The 20,674-nt window shown below is 37.4% G+C and carries 14 protein-coding genes; 5 read left to right on the top strand and 9 right to left on the bottom strand.

The window, feature by feature from the left end; all coding sequences use genetic code 11:
• Positions 1–6 precede the first annotated feature (6 nt).
• The 6 genes from CY0110_RS08785 to CY0110_RS08760 form a co-directional block, all read right to left on the bottom strand.
• On the bottom strand, positions 7–225 hold the full coding sequence (locus CY0110_RS08785; RefSeq protein WP_008275048.1) for a DUF2949 domain-containing protein: 219 nt from the start codon (positions 223–225) through the stop codon (positions 7–9).
• A gap of 150 nt (positions 226–375) precedes the next feature.
• Complete coding sequence (locus tag CY0110_RS08780; RefSeq protein WP_008275047.1) at positions 376–1,737, bottom strand: aminopeptidase P family protein; 1,362 nt, start codon at positions 1,735–1,737, stop codon at positions 376–378.
• Positions 1,738–1,749: 12 nt separating this feature from the next.
• Positions 1,750–2,748, bottom strand: coding sequence for an ABC transporter ATP-binding protein (locus CY0110_RS08775; RefSeq protein ID WP_008275046.1), 999 nt, complete (start codon positions 2,746–2,748; stop codon positions 1,750–1,752).
• 59 nt (positions 2,749–2,807) lie between these two features.
• A complete protein-coding gene (gene hpnA / locus CY0110_RS08770; RefSeq protein WP_008275045.1) occupies positions 2,808–3,794 on the bottom strand; it encodes a hopanoid-associated sugar epimerase in 987 nt (328 codons plus the stop codon).
• Positions 3,795–3,897: 103 nt separating this feature from the next.
• Positions 3,898–4,173, bottom strand: a complete 276-nt coding sequence (locus CY0110_RS08765; RefSeq protein ID WP_008275044.1) for a HepT-like ribonuclease domain-containing protein — start codon at positions 4,171–4,173, stop codon at positions 3,898–3,900.
• Entirely contained in the window at positions 4,170–4,457 is a 288-nt protein-coding gene (locus tag CY0110_RS08760; protein WP_035798936.1) for a nucleotidyltransferase family protein, read from the bottom strand. The genes CY0110_RS08765 and CY0110_RS08760 overlap by 4 nt, the downstream gene beginning before the upstream one ends.
• 161 nt (positions 4,458–4,618) lie before the next feature.
• Between CY0110_RS08760 and CY0110_RS08755 the strand changes: the two genes are divergently transcribed.
• The gene (locus CY0110_RS08755; RefSeq protein WP_008275042.1) at positions 4,619–5,173 is read left to right on the top strand and encodes a type 1 glutamine amidotransferase domain-containing protein; all 555 of its coding nucleotides are present in this window, start codon (positions 4,619–4,621) and stop codon (positions 5,171–5,173) included.
• A gap of 1 nt (position 5,174) precedes the next feature.
• Here the strand turns inward: CY0110_RS08755 and CY0110_RS08750 are convergent, their stop codons facing one another.
• From CY0110_RS08750 to trmD, 3 genes are all read right to left on the bottom strand, one after another.
• Positions 5,175–9,668, bottom strand: a complete 4,494-nt coding sequence (locus tag CY0110_RS08750) for a chemotaxis protein CheB (protein ID WP_008275041.1) — start codon at positions 9,666–9,668, stop codon at positions 5,175–5,177.
• Between the two features lie 659 nt (positions 9,669–10,327).
• Complete coding sequence (locus tag CY0110_RS08745) at positions 10,328–12,235, bottom strand: FAD-dependent oxidoreductase (protein WP_008275040.1); 1,908 nt, start codon at positions 12,233–12,235, stop codon at positions 10,328–10,330.
• A 41-nt stretch (positions 12,236–12,276) separates the two neighbouring features.
• Positions 12,277–12,978: a tRNA (guanosine(37)-N1)-methyltransferase TrmD gene (gene trmD / locus CY0110_RS08740; protein ID WP_008275039.1), complete on the bottom strand. Its 702-nt coding sequence runs from the start codon at positions 12,976–12,978 to the stop codon at positions 12,277–12,279.
• A gap of 300 nt (positions 12,979–13,278) precedes the next feature.
• On the opposite strand from trmD, the gene CY0110_RS08735 reads away from it, so the two are divergent.
• The 4 genes from CY0110_RS08735 to CY0110_RS27920 all read left to right on the top strand — a co-directional run bounded on the left by CY0110_RS08735 (position 13,279) and on the right by CY0110_RS27920 (position 20,633).
• Positions 13,279–14,142 (top strand): cyanophycinase, encoded by an 864-nt coding sequence (locus CY0110_RS08735; RefSeq protein ID WP_008275038.1) that lies wholly within the window; start codon positions 13,279–13,281, stop codon positions 14,140–14,142.
• Between the two features lie 113 nt (positions 14,143–14,255).
• Positions 14,256–16,874, top strand: coding sequence for a cyanophycin synthetase (gene cphA / locus CY0110_RS08730; protein WP_008275037.1), 2,619 nt, complete (start codon positions 14,256–14,258; stop codon positions 16,872–16,874).
• Positions 16,875–17,025: 151 nt separating this feature from the next.
• A complete protein-coding gene (locus CY0110_RS27925; RefSeq protein ID WP_008275036.1) occupies positions 17,026–18,852 on the top strand; it encodes a serine/threonine protein kinase in 1,827 nt (608 codons plus the stop codon).
• A 2-nt stretch (positions 18,853–18,854) separates the two neighbouring features.
• The gene (locus CY0110_RS27920) at positions 18,855–20,633 is read left to right on the top strand and encodes a serine/threonine protein kinase (RefSeq protein ID WP_008275035.1); all 1,779 of its coding nucleotides are present in this window, start codon (positions 18,855–18,857) and stop codon (positions 20,631–20,633) included.
• The last annotated feature ends 41 nt before the right edge of the window (positions 20,634–20,674 follow it).

Raw genomic sequence — 20,674 nt, 5'->3', positions numbered from 1 at the left:
TTTTATCTAAAAGTGTTTTGCTGAACGGGATAAACTATGATCTAACCAATCAAAAATTTTGTCTAATTGAGTAATGCTAATTAATCCGTAACGCCACAATAACATAGGAAAAGAACTATAAGGTAGTTCAGGATGACGTTGCACTAAAGCAATGGACTCAGCAGGAATGTTCAATTCTTGTTGTAAAAAGCGTACCAGTTTTTGATTTTGTTCTGAGGGACTCATAATGATACTCTCCTCAACCTTTTAAGAAAGTTAGCTGATTTTGTGTAGCTACCAGTTTAAAACAGTGGGGATTAGCTGACCTCATCATAAAGGATTATAAGGGGTCATCCATTTGGGTGAATTTAGTGAGCAGTTGAGTAGGTATTGGATCTATTCAACCATAATTTCCTCAATCTCTTCAGCTTGAGTGGGTAAGTTTTTGGTTAATATTTCTGTTCCTGTTTCTGTGACTAAAATATCATCTTCAATACGAATTCCTCTAACATCAGAAAATTGTTTTAATTTATCCCAATTAACTACTTGATTATATTTCTCTTTAAATTGAGGATGATTTAAAATAGCCTGAACTTGATAAAATCCGGGTTCTATTGTAACTACCATACCAGGTTTTAAAGGTCGATCTAATCGTAAATATCCTAACCCAAAGCGATCGCTTCTGGTTCTTCCGTCTTCATACCCTGCTAAGTCTCCTAAGTCTTCCATATCATGAACATCTAATCCTAATAAATGACCAATTCCATGAGGAAAAAATATAGCATGAGCGTCTTTTTCTACTAAGGTTTCAGGATTGCCTTTTAAAATGCCTAAATTAACTAATCCTTCTGCAATTATTTTAGCTCCTAAAAGATGAATATCTCGATATTCTATTCCTGCTTGCATCTTTTCTATACAAGCATCATGAGCCGCTAAAACAACATCATAAATGTCTCTTTGAGAACTAGAAAACTGTCCATTCACTGGCCAAGTTCTTGTAATATCTGAAGCCCATCCTAAAGCACTTTCTGCTCCCACATCTGCTAGTAATAAATCCCCTGATTCTAATAAATTATTATAGGTTTCGTTGTGTAAAATTTCTCCATGAACAGTAACAATACTATTATAAGCACAAGTCATATTTTGACTCATTATATGACTTTCCATCACTGCTCTAACTTCTGCTTCTGTTGCACATTTTTTAGTTGATTTTATACCCTTTTTATGAGCTTCAACAGAAATATTAATCGCTTTTTTTATTTCCTTTAAAGCCATCTCATCATGGGTTAATCGTAAACTTATAATAGCTTTCATTAATTGATGATCAATATCTTTTGAATCTTGATTAATAGATAAGGGACGCTGTAATATTTTTCTTTGTTTTTCATAAGTAACAATGTCTTGAACGGGAATCGTCGCAACCCCATCTATTTTATCTTTTAATATTTTCATCGGATAAGCATTGTTAGCTTCTATTTTTCTTGCAATATCTTCTCTCGTTGGCATTTCTCCATGCCATAGGGTACTATCAGGAGAAGGATTATCCATAAATAAGTCTAATTTATCATTTTCTAGTCGTATTGCTGCATTTTCTAAGGGAATTCCTGTAAAATAGAGAAAATGACTACTAGCACGAAAAGGATAATGGTTAGCTTTGAAATTTTTGGAAGGTGACTTTCCTGACCATAATACTGTAGGAAAATTAATCAAACTAGCTAGTTTTTTCCTGCGATTTTTTAAGGTATTAATATCAATCATATTGTTTTATTTCTAATGTTTATCGATTATATCAACATTACCCCTAGAAAAGATTTGACTAACCACTTCTTCAATAGGGGGTTCAGTGACATTCAGATCATTGACTTCTAATTGAGCTAAAATTTTAGCGATAGTTTCTGTTAGGTTTTCTTGTTTAACTAAAAATCTAACTTCTTGACCTTTTACATTTTCAACTTGTCCGTAATGAGCGAGTTTATCTGATGATAAAGGATAGGATAGTTCAACATTGACCTCCTTATATGGGGTAAACTTTTCTACTAATTCTTCTAAGTTACCATCATAAATTAATTGTCCTTCGTGAATCAATAAAACTCTTTCACACAATGCAGTAATATCAGCCATATAATGACTGGTTAATAAAATAGTTGCTTCATATCTTTGATTATATTCTTTTAAAAAAGAACGAATTGCAGCTTGAGAATTAACATCCAACCCTAATGTGGGTTCATCTAAAAACAAAACTTGAGGATGATGTAACAAAGCAGCGAGTAATTCTGCTTTCATTCTCTGTCCTAAAGAAAGTTTACGAACCGGTTGGGTTAATTCTTCTTTGATAGACAGCATTTCTGATAATTCTTGTAATCTTTGGTAAAAAATCTTGTCAGGAATTTCATAAACAGCAGCATTAATTTTTAAAGAATCTAAAGCAGGAAGATCCCATAATAATTGCTGTTTTTGTCCCATAATTAAACTCATCTGTTTTAAGAACTTAGGATGACGCTTAAAAGGAATATGTCCAACTATTTTTACTTCACCAGTTGAGGGATGAATTAATCCAGTTAGCATTTTTAATGTAGTTGTTTTCCCTGCACCATTTGCCCCTAAAAAGCCAACTATTTCACCTGAGTTAATGGTAAATGATACATCTTCAACAGCGATAATATCTCGATAAGTTCTCTTGAAAAAATGATTAATTGTTCCTTTGAATCCAGGTTTTTTTGAAGAAACTTTATAGATTTTGCTAAGATTATGGACATCAATAACAGACATAATAATTTTTTTAGTTACTAAATATTCTATTATTTTGATTTTTTTAAAAAGTAATTAATTTAAGCATAACCATTATTGCTAAACCAATCGATGGCATCTTTTAAAGCTATTTCAATGGGAGAAGAAGGTAAACCTAATTGATTAATGGCTTTAGATGGATCATAATACATTGGTTGTTTAGACATTTTCACCCCATCAATAGGAATAGACGGTTTTTTACCCAAAGGAGAGAATAAAGTTTCTTCCATCCAAGCCACAGTTAAAGGTAACCACAAAGGTAAGGTTTGTTGAGGAGCTTTTAACCCTGTTAATAGGGATAATTGTTCTAATAAGGCTTTTAAACTTAGGTTTTTGTTGCCTAAAATATAACGTTCCCCGATCATACCTTTTTTTAATGCTAACAGATGACCTTGCGCTACGTCTCGCACATCAATAATATTTAAACCAGTATTGACATAAGCGGGCATTTGACGGCGTAAAAAACGTAAAATAATGTCGCCAGTGGGGGTGGGTTTAATATCTAATGGTCCGATGGGTGTACTAGGATTAACGATAACAATATCTTGCCCATTAATGATAGCTTTTTTGGCTTCTTGTTCAGCCCAATATTTTGATTTTTTGTAATGTCCGACTAATTTATTAACAGGACTTTGATGGCTTTCGTTAACGATTTCTCCTGGTTTTCCTACACCGATCGCAGCCACAGAACTTGTGTAAACAATGCGTTCAATATTAGCTTGTTTAGCTGCGTTTAAAATAGAGCGAGTTCCTAACACATTGCTTTCATATAATTTATCTTTATCAGCTTGATATAAAGAGTAATGGGCTGCCACATGAAAGAGAACATGACAGCCTCTTATTTTCTCAACTAAATTGATATCATTGAGATCCCCTTTAACAATTTCAATATCTAAGTTTTTGAGGTTATCTAAATTACTTTGGGGACGAACTAAAGCTCGAACTTCATAACCTTCTTTTAATAAGAGTCTTACTAAGTTTGCACCGATAAACCCGGTTCCTCCTGTAACAAATGCTTTAATTGTCATAATTTATTTCTTGATTACATCTTAGTTAAAAATATAGATAATTTTAGCATTATTTTCTTGAAATATCTATTTTAAGTTACGGGATATTATTGGTGATAACTTTTCAGACAACTTGTTCATCAATTGCCCAATATTCATGAACTAATTTATCTCGCATTCCTGCTATTGATTTCCAGGGAACGTGAGGATAATCTTCTCTGACATCACTGGAAACATTTTTAATAGCCTCTCCAATAATCACTAAATTTTGAATAATAGCTAAAAAGTTGACTGAATTATTTTTAAAGCTTTCAAAACTTTGTTGATAAGTCAATGATTGAACTTGGTCTATTGCCATTAGGATATCGTTAAGATATTCATTCAATTCTCTTCTTGTCATATATAGGATACTTCTGATAGAATTCTTTGTCGTCTTTGTCCTTTTAGTCCATTTTTAGTAAAAATATGAACAGTAATTGTTAATTTTTCCGTTAACCAATTTTCTAATTCAACCAAATCTAGTAAACTAGGAGCTTCAATATAATCAATCAAGATGTTTAATTCTTGATTATTGTTACAATTTTCAACTAATCCAAAAATGCCTAATTGATGGATGTTGTATTTTTCTAGAAGTATCGGTTTATAAACTTCAAGTTTACTTTTTAGTTGTTCTAACAAAGTCATAATTTTTGTTAACTCAATTAATGTTCCTAGTCTCATTTTAAGCAATGGCTGTATCTCTTAGTTATTAAATCTCTATCTTAAGTGTGATGGATATATCTTAATGAACTCGATAGGCTGTTTTTAGTAGAAACAAACAATCTTAAATAGAGTAGAAAATAATCATGACAAAAGAACTACAAAATAAGAAAATTGCGATTTTAGTTACAGACGGGTTTGAACAAGTTGAAATGACAAAACCTCGTCAAGCATTTGATGATGCTGGTGCAACCACTCATCTGATTTCCCCGAAGGATAAAACAGTGCGAGGATGGAATCATTATGATAAAGCAGACGAATTTAACGTCGATGTCGCATTAAATCAAGCTAACCCTGATGATTATGACGCATTACTGCTTCCTGGTGGTGTGGCTAACCCTGATCAACTGAGAACTAACCCGTCTGTTGTTGAGTTTATTAAAGCATTTTTCACCGCAGATAAACCAGTGGCAGCCATTTGTCATGGTCCTTGGACTTTAGTAGAAGCTGAGGCGGTGCAAGGTCGAAAAATCACCTCTTGGCCATCTCTAAAAACAGACCTGAAAAATGCAGGTGCTAACTGGGTAGATGAAGAAGTGGTCATTGATGGTAACTTAGTCACCAGTCGTAACCCTCATGATATCCCTGCTTTTATCAGTGCAGCGATCGCCTTATTTTCTCGCGTAACAGCAACAGCTTAGATTAAGACCATTTTTCTAACAAATTCGCTAAGCTTTCTATGAGGATAGGTTTACTCAAATAGTCATCCATGCCCGCTTCTAAACACTTATCGCGATCGCCTTCCATAGCGTGCGCGGTGAGTCCTATCACCACCGTATGATTGCCTTCCTCTTCTCGCTGGCGAAAACGCTTTATAGCCTCGTAACCGTCTAATATCGGCATCTGACAATCCAAAAAGACAATATCGTAGTCCTGTTCTTCTGTTTGATCGAGAAATTCTTGACCATTGGTTACCCAGTCAGCCTGATAGCCTAAAGTCTCCAACAACATTAACATCAAAAAGCGATTATCTTCATAATCTTCCACCAGTAAAATTTTCAAAGTAGTCGGTGCAGTCGTCTGTTGTTCCTGGTTTGAATCGTTAGTTTCCTCTGTTTCAGGAACACGGGTATTATCCCCCAAAGAAAAAGGGATTTTTAGCCAAAAGGTAGAACCTTCTCCCACTATGCTATCTAGACCAATTTCTCCGTTCATCGTTTGAATGATACGGCGACAAATAGTCAACCCTAATCCTGTGCCACCAAATTGTCGGGTGGTTGAGTTATCGGCTTGTACAAAGGGCTGAAACAAATCCTCTTGTTTAGCTGGGTCAATGCCAATACCCGTGTCTTGAACGGTAAAGTATAAATTGACCTGAGACTTCTCTGATACTGAGTCACGATCACAGCTTGCGTTGACAGTCACTTGACCAGATGATGTGAACTTAATGGCGTTACTAATGAGATTCCTGAACACTTGCTGCAAGCGAAAGTCATCTCCCATCAAAACATCAGGAACATCTGAAGCAATGGTAAACGTGAGGCCAATTTCTTTGCTTTGTGCTTGTGGGGTAAAGGTGTTAGAAAGCTCTTGGAACATCTCGTTAAGGTGGAAAGGGCGATGCTCCAGTTCTAGGCTACGGGATTCTAGTTTTGAGAGGGATAAAATATCATTAATGATATTTAACAAGTGATTGCTATTATTTGTCAGGGTTTGCAGCAATTTTTTTTGCTGGGTATCTAGCTTAGTCCCTTCTAGTAGTTGGCCTACCAACATAATTGAGTTGATAGGAGTACGAATTTCATGGCTCATATTGGCTAGAAACTCGCTTTTAGCTTGATTGGCCGAGTCAGCCACTTGAGCCACAGCGATCGCTTCTTCGAGGGCTTGGTTACGACGTACCAGTTCTTGTTCGATGCGTTTACGCTCTGTAATATCCATAACAGTGCCATAGAACTTGAGAATCTGACCGTCTTTATCTCGAATCACTTGACCGATCACGTTGAGACTGTGGATGTCTTGTTCAGAAATGTGAAGCTCAACATCTAAACCGAAGGGAATACCATGAAAGATCAACAGTTGAAAAGCATTCTCCAGTGCCTGACGATCTGCGGGGGGATAACATTCTAAGATATCTTCTAGGCTAGGGGACGACGGTTGGGGATCGAGTTGGTAAATCTCATAGAGTTCCTTTGAACAGTCCGGTTTGGCCGTGGCTAGGGTCAAATTTTCTTCGTATTTTAGTTCCCAATTACCCACTTTAGCCAATCGTTGCGCTTCTTGTAATCTCATCTGACTATTGCGTAGGGCTACTTCGGCCTGAACCCGTTGGGTAATCTCAACCACAACAGCCCCAACACCCCGACCATCATTGATAAAATCAACGGGATAATAACTGGCGATCCAGCAGCGTTCAACCTCTGGAGTCGCTGGCATGATTCCTCTGACTTCAATATTACAAATGGCTTCCCCTGTGTTGATCACCTGTTGTAAAATCCCTTCAAGATACTCTGCTAACTGAGGGGCAATATCGTGCAGGGTTTTGCCCAGATGTCCCTCAATGGAAACACCATTAATTCGAGATAACGCCTGATTAACGCGAATAAATTTTAACTCTTGGTCAAACAAGCAAAGTCCAGCAGGGCTGGCTTCGTAGAGCTTTTCGAGAAGGATGTTAGCCTGTTTTAGATGTTGCTGGACTTGCTTTAGTTCATTTACCTGCACAAAGGTCATAACAATGCCTTCACTGTCTTTGTCGTTCTGGAGATAGGGATGAACTCGCATCAGTAGATAGTCATGGGATGGAGAGATGGTCACTTCCTGTTCGTAGGGTTCCTGGGTTGTTGCCACTTGCTGCACAATGTCAATCAAGTTGGGACAGTTTAGGTTGTTGGTTAAGTCCGTAAGGGGACGGCCGATATCCGAAGGTTTAATGTTAACGGCTCGTGTGGCTGCTGGAGTGAACTTGCGAATATTGAATTGTCTGTCGAGAAAAATGACACCGATATCTGTACTCCGCAGTAAGTTATCAATATCAGCGTTAAGCTGAGTTAGCTCTTGAATCTTGGACTGATGTTCTGCGTTGACTGTATATAATTCTTCATTGACGGACTGTAGTTCTTCGTTGGTACTTTGTAACTCTTCGTTAGAAGCGAGGAGTTCTTCGTTGGTAGCCTGTTGCTCTTCGTTGGCGGTTTCGAGTTCTTCGATAGTGACTTGCAAATTTTCACGGGTTTGCTGGAGTTCCTGTTCTAACTCACTAATTTGTCGGGTTGCTTCTTCTTCTGCATCAAACCGCAAGGGCTGTACTGAAGCGTTAGAAGAAGTTTCGACTTCAAACACCACTAAAATTTGTTCCCTATCATGACCATTCTTATTAGGCGTAACCCGCAGGGTAACGTTCCATTCTTTGCCTTCTTTTTCTAGTTTAATACCCGTATATAGTGCCAACTCTTCATTACGACGACGGGTTCGATGGAGGGCGGTACTGAGAGGTAATTTTAAGGCCGGGTGTACTTGTTCAACTACATCTAGGCTCATTATGCCAACGGAATGCTCTAGGAGTTGGGCTGAGTTATGAAAAATCTGTAGAAGTTCGTTGTCAGCACCGACTAATAAGGCCGTGATTTGACGATCTTGTAAACAGAGTTTCAGTAGTCCGGCTAAAATTTTATCAAATCGTTGCTGACGAGTCTTGATCGGGACAGAAGATTTGAAAGTTGAAGGAAGGGAAGGCCGAGTCACCAGAAGAGACGACAGGGATGAGTCTCGCCGTTTCTGAAAAATTTTCCACTTGGTACTCACGGGAGTAAATTCGTCCCTCATATTACCTAGGGTTTCAGAAGTCCCCAATATTAGGGTTCCTTGGGGCATTAGGGCAAAATGTAGCAGTCGCAATACCTGATATTGAAGTGGGGACTGCATATAAATGAGAACATTACGACAACTCACCAGGTGCATTTTGGAGAAACCTGCGTTTTTTGTGAGGTCTTGGGGCGCAATGATCAGCATTTTTCGCAACAATGGCTTGACGCGATATTGGTTTCCTTGGAACTCGAAGTAACGTTTTAGGCGTTTCGGAGAAATATCATTGGCAATGGTGTCGGGATAAACGCCATCAGCAGCGACTTGTAAGGCTCTACTATCGAGATCGGTGGCAAAAATCTTGACCTGAATTGTTTTGTCGATAGTTTGCAGGACTTCATCGACTACAATAGCCATTGAATAGGCTTCTTCCCCTGTGGCACAAGCTGAAATCCAGATACGAAGTTGCTCGCCTGGCTTTAATTTAGAAATTTTTCCTGGTAACACTTGCTCTTTGAGCAGTTCCCAAACCTCGCGATCTCGAAAAAAGCAGGTTGCCCCGATCAATAAATCTTGTCGTAGTAGCTTCTGCTCTTGTTCAGAGGTTTCTAAGCGTTCGATATATTGGCTAACGTTTTCTTCGCGAGTCAGGGCGCAACGATGAAGAATACGACGACTTAGGGTACTAACTTTGTAGTGGGAAAAATCGATATCTTCTTTTTCGGATAGAATCTCTAGAATTTCCTGGAGTTGGTTGGGATCAATGAGATTCGAGTCTTGTAAACTAGAGGTGGGAAAGTTATCTGAAAAGCGAATCAATTCATAGACAGTCTTGGCCAGATCCTGGGGTGAAAGAATTTCATCAACCAGTCCCGAAGGAATAGCACTACTGGGCATACTGGTAAATTGGGCTGTTTCTGGAGACTGAACCAAGGCGATGCCCCCGGCTCGACTGACGGCCTGTAGTCCTTTGGTGCCGTCGTGACCAGTTCCTGAGAGCAAAATGGCGATCATTCGCTCCCCCCAACCATCTACTAAGGACTCAAAAAAGCGATCAATGACATTGGGTGGAGAATTCGGGGGATTATCTAATAAACGGAGTCGTCGCTCTTCGAGGATGATAGTCTTGCGAGGGGGTAATACGTAAACCTTGGCTGGTTCAAGTAGGGTTTGGTCTTGTACTTGTTCAACGGGCAGAGTAGTTTGCCGTTGTAAAATGTCTGTCATCATGCTGGGGTGACTAGGAGACAAATGCTGCACTACCACAAAAGCCCCATTAGGATTATCGGGTAAACTATCAAAAAAGGATTCTAACGCCTGTACCCCACCGGCTGAGGCACCAATGCCAATAATAAAAAACTTTTGGTTTTTAGATTTTCCTAATGATGACATGAGAACATTTATTTAATAGATGTTTTGAGCAGTTCTTTGTTAATGGTAATTACCCGTTTCGACTAAATATGAACTAATATCTTTTTGGTAGATTTCTTTTTAGCTCAAGGTATTCTCATATAGACTGATAGACTGATGAATTGAAAGCCATTTCTCAGCCAATATTTCTCACCCAATACATATTGATATACATATTTTAGTTTTACTAAGGTCAGTTGTTACATACAATCTTCTTATCTTAACTAAAAATTCACAAATTTGTAATATATCAAAAAATGCACAAAGTAAGCTAAACAATGTAATTTTTATTTTATGTATAAGTTTTGCATTACAGTAACATGACACTTTCAAAAAATCTAGGCTCATCTAAAAGTAAAAACTTTTTATATGCTCTCAAATTCTACCTCTAGATAGATGACAGACTAACACAAATTTTGCTGAGCGTATTAGGACAATAATAAATAATTAATTAGCGTAACTTTCGTGTTTTGTATGTATAAGTTGATGTATAACTTTATCGATAACATCGTTGACTTTTATCCAGCTATGTAACTCAGGACTTCCTATCCAACTAAACATTTTTGCTAAACCCACCAATCAAACAACAATCAATCTGAATTAGGGTAGATTTGTCTACAATTAAACATACAATAATAAAGCTAAATTAATTTAATACCTTGGTTGACAGTTAATAATATCCGTCTTTGTAAACCTTCTTTTTCTAAAATAGCATTAGCAGCTAATAATCCACTACTAACCGCTCTTTCCATTAAACCACAAGGAAACGGCATTTTTACCCAGTCTCCGGCCAAGAATAAATTATCAATTTCTGTCACAGTTTCTGGACGATTTTCATAACTATTAGGAGGATAGCCAGAAAAGTTCTTTTGATTAACTAATTCTTTGTGCAGTAAGTTAGCTTCTGATAGTTCAGGAACAATTTCATATAATTCTTGTTCAAAGGTTTGTAATAAAATTTCTTGGGTAGGAAAATCCTTTTCTTTGTAACAATATGCGTGTAATTCGACAACGCTACCCCCTGTTTTTTTTGCCCATTCAATAAATTGGGTTTGCAGACGATGATATAAAGTAATACTATCGGTAAGTTTGTAACCCGAAAGGGACGTAAAATTACTATGTTTCCATTCAAAATCTTGATCAAACCAAAATCGAGCTACTGCAAAGGGATCAGCAACAGCTAACTGTTCAATTTTTTGGGTTAATCTATCATTATTTTCTCCTTTTATCCTTGTCCATAACTGTTGTATTCCTGGTACATCAGTAGCCATAACATAATAATCAGCTTGTATGGTTTTAAAGTTGTTATTTGCTGAAGCATTGTTACTTATTAAGTTAATAGAATCATTATTTTTTTTGACAATTTCGTAATGGGATAAATTTTGTTTTGCTGGCCCTTTGACTACCTTTCCATTTTCATCATATACTGCACCATGACAGGGACAGAGAAAAGTACCATTCTCTTGTTTTTTTACCGTACAACCTTGATGAGTACAGCGTAAACTAATGACTTGTTTATCTGTTTCCAAAAATAAGCGATCGCCAGCACCATAATAAGTTTCGTTTTGATTACTTAAAATAGTATTTTTTTCAACTTTAAAAGGAATAGTAATTATTTCATTTCCTTGGTTGTAAGTAATCGATTCTATTTTATTATGTTTGAGAATAATATCATTAATGTTTCCTTCTGTTACTACCTTACCTTGATTATTTTGAATTGCAGCAATAATAGGATTAACTAAACTGGTTCCCATGTCATCTTTTGTCCCATTAAAAGCTAATCCTTCCGGGTTACCAAAGAAATAAAAATGAAAAAATTGTAATAATTCCCCTGCACTTAAAACATCAGGAGAGTTAAGTGTCGATCTCGCAAAAGGAAGAAAATATAAATCATATAGTCCTTGAGGAAATCCTATTTTTGACCAGTCAAGAACCGAGAGATGATCTAAACGTTGAAAACTATCAGGAATTTTAAACCCTGTAATCTCTTTAAATACCTGCCAATGGGACAACTTAGTAATATTAATGCCCCAGTTTAAACGGTTATCTGACCAAACAGCGAGATCCATAATATTCCACGGAAAAGCAGAATGACTCGGATAGAAATTTTCAGGGCGATAATTATATTTGTTATCAGCAAAAAGAACCGAATAAAATCCTAAAGAGTGAAAGTTATTTTCAATGTTTAATTCTGATACTATTTTTTTGAGATTGTAATATTGAGGAAAAAAACCGTGAAAACCATGTTCCATTTTGAAACTATCTGAACCAACATTAATCGTCCAACTAGAAATTTTTCCTCCTAAATTAGAAGATTTTTCTAATAACGTTACTTCAAAACCACGGCGACTTAATTCATAAGCACAAGCCAAACCAGCCAAACCTGCACCAATAACAACAACAGATTTAGGATCAGATAAACCGTAAGGTAAACTTAAACTATCTTGTTGATAAAAAGAAGGAGATGGCTTTTTAAACCGAGAATAAGTTATTAAAGTACCTAAACCACCAAACCCGAAAATTTTGAAAAGTGTACGACGAGAAACCATAAAGAACTTATGAACTTAGAACTAACTGATAATTAAACTAATCATTTTGACTCCTGACTCCTTTCTTCAAATTTCTCCCAGAGATCCGGGCGACGTTGTTGCGTTCTTTTTATTTGTTCGTCTCGTCGCCATTGAGCAATTAATTGATGATTACCTGAGCGTAAAACTTCAGGAACTTGCCAATCTTGAAACACAGCAGGACGGGTATATTGAGGATAATCGAGTAGGCCATCTTCAAAACTTTCTGCTTTTAAAGATTCCACTTTTCCTACAGTTCCAGGTAACAAACGAACCACCCCATTAATTAAAGCCAAGGCAGGGATTTCTCCACAAGTTAACACAAAATCCCCTAAAGAAATTTCGCGATCCGCTAAATAGCGAATCCGTTCATCAACCCCTTCATAATGACCACAAATTAAGATTAATTGTTGATAATTGGTCGTCAAATCCTGTAAAGTATTTTGAGTTAACGGAGAACCTTGAGGGGTTAACAAAATAACTTGCGTACTAGGTAAGCGAGGAACAGAGTTAACCGCAGCAAAAATCGGTTCAGGTTTGAGAACCATGCCTACCCCACCCCCATAGGGAATATCATCCACCCGATGATGTTTATCTGGGGCAAAATCACGAGGGTTAATTAAGTTAACTGTAGCAATATGATTAGCTAAGGCCTTACCCAGTAAGCCAGACTGTAATCCAGATGTAAAGAAATCAGGAAATAACGTAATGACATCAATCTTCACAGGTTATCCTAATAAAGTTCCAAAAATAATATTAATTTTACTGTTCAGAGCCTAGTGTAGCTTAGAATAGATCAGAGAAACGGGGCCAAAAATTGAGTAAGTACCAAGGCTTGAAGTTGGCATATTCTGCTCTGATCCCTATTTATGACCAACGGTCACAGCAGGCTCCGTCGTTGTACGGTGAGTCCAGTGCGGTCTTGGGGTCTCCCCAAGTGGAGCAACTGGCGAACCCGAAGGGCGGAGTAATCTGTGACTAAGTGACCGACCGTACCGAACCTTCTTTGGCTGAAAGATAAGATTATGTTGCAATTAGAGACTCAATCCCACCCAAGCCCCATGTCCCAACCTACAACCACTGCCATTTTAGTCATTGGTGGCGCAGAAGACAAAGTGCATGGTAAAGAAATTCTGCACACCTTTTGGTTTCGCTCAGGTGGCACCGATGCTACCATAGCCATTATTCCCTCAGCTTCAAGAGAACCGGTCTTAATCGGGGAAAGATATCAAAGTATTTTTGAAGAAATGGGAGCCAAATATGTCAAAGTTCTAGATATCCGCGATCGCGATCAGGGTAACGATCCCTACTTTAAAGAGTACGTCGAAGAATGTACCGGGGTGTTCATGACAGGAGGCGATCAATTAAGATTATGTGGACTGTTGGCTGATACGCCATTAATGGAAAGAATTCGGCAACGGGTACAACTCGGTGAAATCTCTCTAGGAGGAACCAGCGCCGGGGCTGCTGTTATGGGGCATCACATGATTGCTGGTGGCAGTAGCGGTGAATCTCCTAACCGTGCTTTAGTGGATATGGCCATGGGATTGGGAATCATTCCTGAAATTATTGTGGATCAACATTTCCATAACCGCAACCGCATGGCCCGTTTACTCAGTGCATTATCAACCCATCCTGAAAGATTAGGGATCGGCATCGATGAAGATACCTGCGCTATGTTTGAACGAGATGGCCTGATCCGTATTGTTGGCAAAGGAACCGTTACTATCGTTGATGGTCGAGATATGACCTACACAAACCAAGGAGATATCGCGGCCGCTGATCCCTTAAGTCTCCACAATTTAAAACTTAACATCTTATCCCACGGTGACTGCTACCATCTTCATCAACATGAATGTATTGCTAAAATTAGCAACTCCATACAATAAAGAAAAATAAAAAACTGTTCACCGTGAACAGATATCAACCCTAATGAAGAGACATGATCATTAGGATGTAGCTTCTGTATCCTTCCAAGTGCGAATCTCAAGAAACGGCGAGTATGAAAATATTAAAAACCCTGACCCTACGCGGCCCCAACTACTGGAGTATTAGGCGCAAGAAATTGATTGTTATGCGCCTCGACTTGGAGGATCTAGCAGAGAAACCCTCAAACGAAATTCCTGGCTTTTACGACGGCTTGGTAGAGGTACTCCCTAGTTTAATCGAGCATTATTGTTCCCCAGGCCATCGGGGAGGCTTCTTAGAACGAGTCAAAGAAGGCACTTACATGGGGCATATTGTCGAGCACGTTGCCCTAGAATTACAAGAATTAACAAAAATGCCGGTGGGGTTTGGTCGCACCAGAGAAACTGCTACCCCAGGGGTCTATAACGTGGTGTTTGAATATGTAGATGAACAAGCAGGCCGTTATGCTGGCCGAGCAGCCGTTCGTCTCTGTCGATCTATTGTCGATACCGGAACCTATCCCCTCAGAGAATTAGAACAGGATCTCAATGACTTACAAGACTTACAAGCCAATGCGTCCCTAGGCCCTTCAACCCAAACCCTCGTTACTGAAGCAGAAGCCAGAAATATACCTTGGATGCCCTTGAGTGCTAGGGCGATGGTACAACTAGGGTATGGCGTGCATCAAAAACGTATTCAAGCCACCTTAAGCGACTATTCTGGTATTTTAGCCGTAGAATTAGCCTGCGACAAAGAAGGAACGAAAACCATCCTCCAAGATGCCGGGGTTCCTGTCCCCAAAGGAACGACTATTCAATTTTTTGAAGAATTAGAAAGTGCCATCGATGATGTGGGAGGCTATCCCATTGTCATTAAACCCCTTGATGGCAATCATGGTCGGGGTATCACCATCGATATTAATAGCACGAAAGAAGCAGAAGAAGCCTACGATCTTGCCTCAGAAGAATCAAAAACCCGTAGCGTCATTGTAGAACGATTTTATAAAGGGAGTGATCACCGTCTCCTGGTGATTAACGGAAAATTAGTGGCTGTGGCCGAAAGAGTTCCGGCCCATGTGGTGGGAGACGATAAACATACCATTGAAGAATTAATCGAAATAACCAACGAAGACCCCAGACGAGGGGACGGTCATGATAACGTCCTAACGCGGATTAAAGTAGATAAAACCGTGTTAGGAATGCTCGATAAGCAAGGGTTACGCCTTGATACCATCCTCGAAAAAGGGGAGATCGCCTATTTAAGAGCAACCGCTAACCTTAGCACAGGCGGTATTGCCATTGACCGCACCGACGACATCCATCCCGAAAACCTCTGGATAGCAGAACGGGTAGCCAAAATTATTGGCCTTGACATTATGGGTATTGATGTGGTAACGCCCGATATTACCAAACCCCTCAAAGAAGTGGATGGGGTGATCGTTGAGGTTAACGCAGCCCCAGGGTTTCGGATGCACGTTGCCCCCTCTCAAGGGTTATCGCGCAATGTGGCCGCTCCAGTCATGGATATGCTCTTTCCTCCCGAAAGTCCCAGTCGTGTCCCTATCGTCGCTATTACAGGAACCAATGGGAAGACAACGACTACCCGTTTAACCGCCCATATTTATCGTCAAACCGGTAAAGTGGTAGGTTACACAAGTACGGATGGGGTCTATATTGGGGAGTATTTAGTGGAAAAAGGAGACAATACAGGCCCTTATAGTGCTGCAATGATCCTTAAAGATCCCACTGTGGAAGTGGCAGTGTTAGAAAGTGCCAGAGGAGGCATTTTGCGATCGGGTTTGGCCTTTGATAATTGTGACGTGGGTATTGTCTTAAACGTAGCGGCCGATCACCTAGGGTTAGGAGACATTAACACCATCGAGCAAATGGCTAGGGTTAAAGGAGTGGTGGCTGAAGTTGTCCATGCTGACGGTTACGCGGTTCTCAATGCTGATGATCCCCTTGTTACGGCGATGGCTGAACAGGTTAAAGGAAAAGTGGCTTACTTTTCGATGAACCCTGATAATGAAGTTATCCAAAACCATACCCGACGGGATGGGATGGCTGCTGTGTATGAAAATGGTTATATTTCAATCTTAGAAGGACAATTTACCCTAAGAATTGAAGAAGCGGTTAATGTCCCTATGACCATGAATGGAATGGCCCCATTTATGATCGCTAATGCTCTAGCAGCTTGCTTAGCAGCCTTCTGTCAAGGGGTCGATATCGAAGACATTCGCCAAGGGGTGAGAACTTTTAAAGCCTCAGCCAATCAAACCCCAGGCAGAATGAACCTCTTTAATTTAGGAGATTATCACGCTTTAGTCGATTACGCCCATAACCCAGCTGGTTACGAAGCGGTGGGAGAGTTTGTTAAGAACTGGAAAGGACAACGGTTAGGGGTGGTTGGAGGACCAGGCGATCGCCGTGATGAAGATTTGGTTCTCCTTGGTAAAATTGCTGCGGGGGTCTTTGATCGCATTCTGGTTAAAGAAGATGACGACAAGCGTGGACGCGATCGTGGAGAAGCAGCCGATTTAATTATCGATGGTATTCTTAGCGAAAACGATCAAGCAGATTATCAAGCCATTTTAGACGAAACAGAAGCCATTGAATATGGCTTAGATAAGGTGGATAAAGGAGGGTTAGTGGTTATTTTTCCTGAAAGTGTTACCAGGGCTATTTCCTTAATCAATAAACGTAATCCTATCTAAAAGGATGATCTGAAAAATTAACATCATGGGAAGTGTGATCAGCGATCGCACTTCCTAAAGTTTTGTCAAAATTCTTCATGAATTAAGAGTATAAGTTTCAAGCAATTTGTGGGCATTCTATCATTAATAGTTTTTCTATGTTGAAAATATTATGACAGCAATGATCCCAGTTCCTGACTTCTCTGAACAGGGTTATCAGGTGATTGAACAGTTAGGTTATAACTATCAAGGAGGTCGTATTACTTATCACGGGTTTGAGGTAAAGAATCAAACTCCTGTTATTATTAAATGCTTTGAATTTATTGATGACGAAACATGGTCAGGATATCAACAGCATGAACAAGAAATTACGGTTCTTAAATATCTCTCTCATCCAGGAATTCCTCGTTACTTAGATTCGTTTAGTAGTGAGGATGGATTTTGTTTAGTTCAGGAATATAAGCCGGCTCAAAATTTATCTCACGTCAATCAATATAGTCCCGATACCCTTAAACAAATTGCCCTTAATTTGTTAGATATCTTGATCTATTTACAAACTCAACTTCCTCCGATTATTCATCGAGATATTAAACCAGAAAATATTCTAGTGGATGAGGAATTAAATGTTTATTTAATTGATTTTGGTTTAGCTCATATTGGCGGTAATAATTTAGGATTAAGTACCGTATCAGCCGGAACTTTTGGGTTTATGGCACCTGAACAAATTTATAATAAAAAGTTAACCACGGCAGCCGATTTATATGGTTTAGGTTCTACACTAATCTGTTTAGTGACTCAAACTCCATCAATTGAAATTGAAAAACTCATTAATGAGACTGGAAAGTTTAGTTTTGAACTTGATACTCATGTTTATAGTCGTAGTTTTGAACAGTGGTTAAAGAAGCTAGTTGAACCTAAAGTAACTCAGCGTTTTCAATCTGCTCATTTAGCGAAAGAAGCGTTGCTAAAAATTAATGTTAATGTCAGTCCTGATGTTATTCTAAGCAATAATTTTCTAGAGTTTCAGGGTAAGATTTTAGGAGAAAGACTGAAGCAAACTATAAAAGCAAAAAATTTGGTTTCGACTACGTTAATGTCTGGAAAATGGGAAGTTGTTCCTCATCCAAATGATGATACTGATCAAAGTTGGATTAAGCTTTCTTCTCCAGAGTTTTGTGGTAACTTTCATAGTTGTGATATTGAAGTAGATACCACTCAATTACTTGCGAATACCGTTTATCATCGTCAGTTAAGTTTAACCATTAATAATGATTTAGAACCTAAAATTGTTGACATAAGTATAAAATCAGGTCAATTAGTTTTGCCTAAAGTTAGTGATATCTTTGGCTGTTTAATGGCTTCTTTGATTCCTTTATTCTTTTTTAGTATTTATTGTAATTATAATTTCATTTTCATTATTACTTTATTTAACCCAATAATTTTAAATAACTTAACAAAAACATCTGAGTTTTATGCTTTAGAGACAAATAGTCTATTATTTCTAAGTTTTTTAAATGTACTATCTGCTATTATCTGGTTAATTTTAGGAATTAGAACTGGGTTAAAACATAAGTTTTACTGGCAAGGGTTAATGATTCCTGGGATTATTTTTTTATCGGCTAAAGGAGGATTTTCTCTATTGATGTTAGATTATCAACAGGGATTAGATTTATTTTCAGCTTTGATTATTGTGGGTTCTTTGACATCAAGTTGCTTAATTTTTGGTCAAACTATCGGATTTTTATTTAAAGAAATTGAACAATCGGGGATAGTAAGAAAAACGGCTTTAAAATTAACTATTATTCAAGTTTTAAGTTTGACTTTCGTGCTAATAAAACTTAATCCATTTATTAGTGGTACACCAACAGCATTAAATTTAACTTTAATAATCTTTTTTATTGTTTTTGCTATCAAAATAACCATTAAAGATTATCATAATCATCACCAAACTATTAAACTAAATTATAATCAATCTAAACATAAAAGAATCCAAAGTTAATTATGAATAATCAATTAATAGTCTTGAATCAAAGATATAAAGTCCTAGAAACCTTACATCAACATCATGGAAATAATCGAAGTACCTATTTAGCTAAGGATTTGCAATTTAATGAACAGGTTATTATTAAAGAATTTAAGTTTCTTAAAACAGTAGAATGGAAAAATTTTAAAGATTATGAAAGAGAAGTCAATATACTAAAATCTCTTAACCATCCTTATATATCTCAATATTTAGATTCCTTTGAAACTGAGAAAAGTCTCTGTTTAGTACAAAAATATATTTCTGGAAAATCCTTGGCTATTTCTAGAACATTTACACCAGAAGATATCAAAAAAATAGCGTTAAATATTCTGGATATTTTAATTTACTTACAAGCTCAAACTCCACCTATTATTCACAGAGATATTAAACCTGAAAATATTTTAATAGATGATAATTTAAACACTTATTTAATTGATTTTGGACTCTCTTCTTTTGGTAATCAAGAAAGAGGTAAAAGTAGTGTAGCTGCTGGTACTTTTGGGTTTATGGCACCTGAACAAATTTATAATAAAACGTTAACCAAAGCAACGGATTTATACGGTTTAGGGATGACATTAATTTGTTTGCTAACGGGTACTCGGTCAACAGATATTCAGCATCTAATTAATGATGATAATATCCTTAGCTTTCACGAGCAACTGCCTCCTATTAATTCTGCATTTATTAATTGGCTAGAAAAATTAACAAAAATCAATCATAAAGAACGTTATTTTAGTGCAAAAGCTGCTTATAATGGTCTCAAAATTATTCAAGTAGATTATACCAAAGAAGTGGTATTAAAAGAATTACGATTAAAAATACATGAAAAAGAGCTAGACCAAACTATTATCAAAGTATTAAAAACTAAAACAGTGATTCCGAAAAAGGTTAGAACAGGAGTTTGGGAATTTATACCCCATCCTAATGATCCTTTTAGTAAAGTCGATTCTCATCCTTGGCTAAAAATCAATCCTTCTAAGTTTGAAATCAATCAATCACAAACTACTTTAAGCATTAATCCTCAAAATTTAATGAGAAATAGGGTTTATGAACGTCAAATATGTCTCCATACTTATGAAGATGAAGAAGTTAACTATATTTTAGCTTTAAAAATATTCATACCTCCTCTAAATTTAATTAATATTAAACACCATTTTTTTGTGTTAGTAATTTCCTGGTTGCTTAGTTTCTTGATTACTTTCCACGTAACCATTAATCAAGAATGGTTGCGAATATTAATAACAGTTTATTTGTTTATAGTTACTGCTTTTATTGGATTTAAAATAACCTGGAAAAATATTCGTGTAGGACTATTAGCAGTTGCATCACTCATGACATTATCACCCTTTTTAGGAGTCTTCTATTCAAATATTAATGAGAGTTTTCCTTCAGATTACATTCAGTTTATCAATAATTTCCTTAAAGTATCTATAACTATGTCTTTTGGTATCTTTTTAGGAGCATTGAGTGAAAAGTTTATCAAATTTAGCAAAAAAAAGAGTCAATTTACTTGGCAATCTCTCAGTCAACCTTTTCATCGTTTCTATCTTATTTCAGCCCTAGGTATGAGTAGTCTTTCAGCTATCACTTTTTCTCTTATTTTTACTGTTGGGTCATGGAAACCTTTAATTCTACTTGTCTTCTTAGCCAGCACTTCTGTATTAGCTTTTATAACTTATCGAAACCCGATGAAATATTATCAGAAGATACAAAAGTACCAAAAAAAACAAAAACAAGGAAAACTAATACAATCTTAATGCTGGCAACGGTTTAAACCAATAATTGATAAGTAGATATT

The organism is Crocosphaera chwakensis CCY0110 (assembly GCF_000169335.1).
In the GTDB taxonomy this organism is placed as follows: Bacteria; Cyanobacteriota; Cyanobacteriia; order Cyanobacteriales; family Microcystaceae; genus Crocosphaera; species Crocosphaera chwakensis.
Note: the sequence above shows the minus strand (reverse complement) of the source record. Positions and strands in the feature narration are given on the sequence as shown.

What these genes read in the sequence shown, in the direction of transcription:
- cphA (WP_008275037.1), top strand. Translation starts at nt 14,256, where the DNA reads ATGAAAATATTAAAAACCCTGACCCTACGCGGCCCCAACTACTGGAGT.
- CY0110_RS08780 (WP_008275047.1), bottom strand. Translation starts at nt 1,737, where the DNA reads ATGATTGATATTAATACCTTAAAAAATCGCAGGAAAAAACTAGCTAGT.
- CY0110_RS08735 (WP_008275038.1), top strand. Translation starts at nt 13,279, where the DNA reads ATGTTGCAATTAGAGACTCAATCCCACCCAAGCCCCATGTCCCAACCT.
- hpnA (WP_008275045.1), bottom strand. Translation starts at nt 3,794, where the DNA reads ATGACAATTAAAGCATTTGTTACAGGAGGAACCGGGTTTATCGGTGCA.
- CY0110_RS08775 (WP_008275046.1), bottom strand. Translation starts at nt 2,748, where the DNA reads ATGTCTGTTATTGATGTCCATAATCTTAGCAAAATCTATAAAGTTTCT.
- CY0110_RS08785 (WP_008275048.1), bottom strand. Translation starts at nt 225, where the DNA reads ATGAGTCCCTCAGAACAAAATCAAAAACTGGTACGCTTTTTACAACAA.
- CY0110_RS08755 (WP_008275042.1), top strand. Translation starts at nt 4,619, where the DNA reads ATGACAAAAGAACTACAAAATAAGAAAATTGCGATTTTAGTTACAGAC.
- CY0110_RS08765 (WP_008275044.1), bottom strand. Translation starts at nt 4,173, where the DNA reads ATGACAAGAAGAGAATTGAATGAATATCTTAACGATATCCTAATGGCA.
- CY0110_RS27925 (WP_008275036.1), top strand. Translation starts at nt 17,026, where the DNA reads ATGACAGCAATGATCCCAGTTCCTGACTTCTCTGAACAGGGTTATCAG.
- CY0110_RS08760 (WP_035798936.1), bottom strand. Translation starts at nt 4,457, where the DNA reads ATGACTTTGTTAGAACAACTAAAAAGTAAACTTGAAGTTTATAAACCG.
- CY0110_RS08750 (WP_008275041.1), bottom strand. Translation starts at nt 9,668, where the DNA reads ATGTCATCATTAGGAAAATCTAAAAACCAAAAGTTTTTTATTATTGGC.
- CY0110_RS27920 (WP_008275035.1), top strand. Translation starts at nt 18,855, where the DNA reads ATGAATAATCAATTAATAGTCTTGAATCAAAGATATAAAGTCCTAGAA.
- CY0110_RS08745 (WP_008275040.1), bottom strand. Translation starts at nt 12,235, where the DNA reads ATGGTTTCTCGTCGTACACTTTTCAAAATTTTCGGGTTTGGTGGTTTA.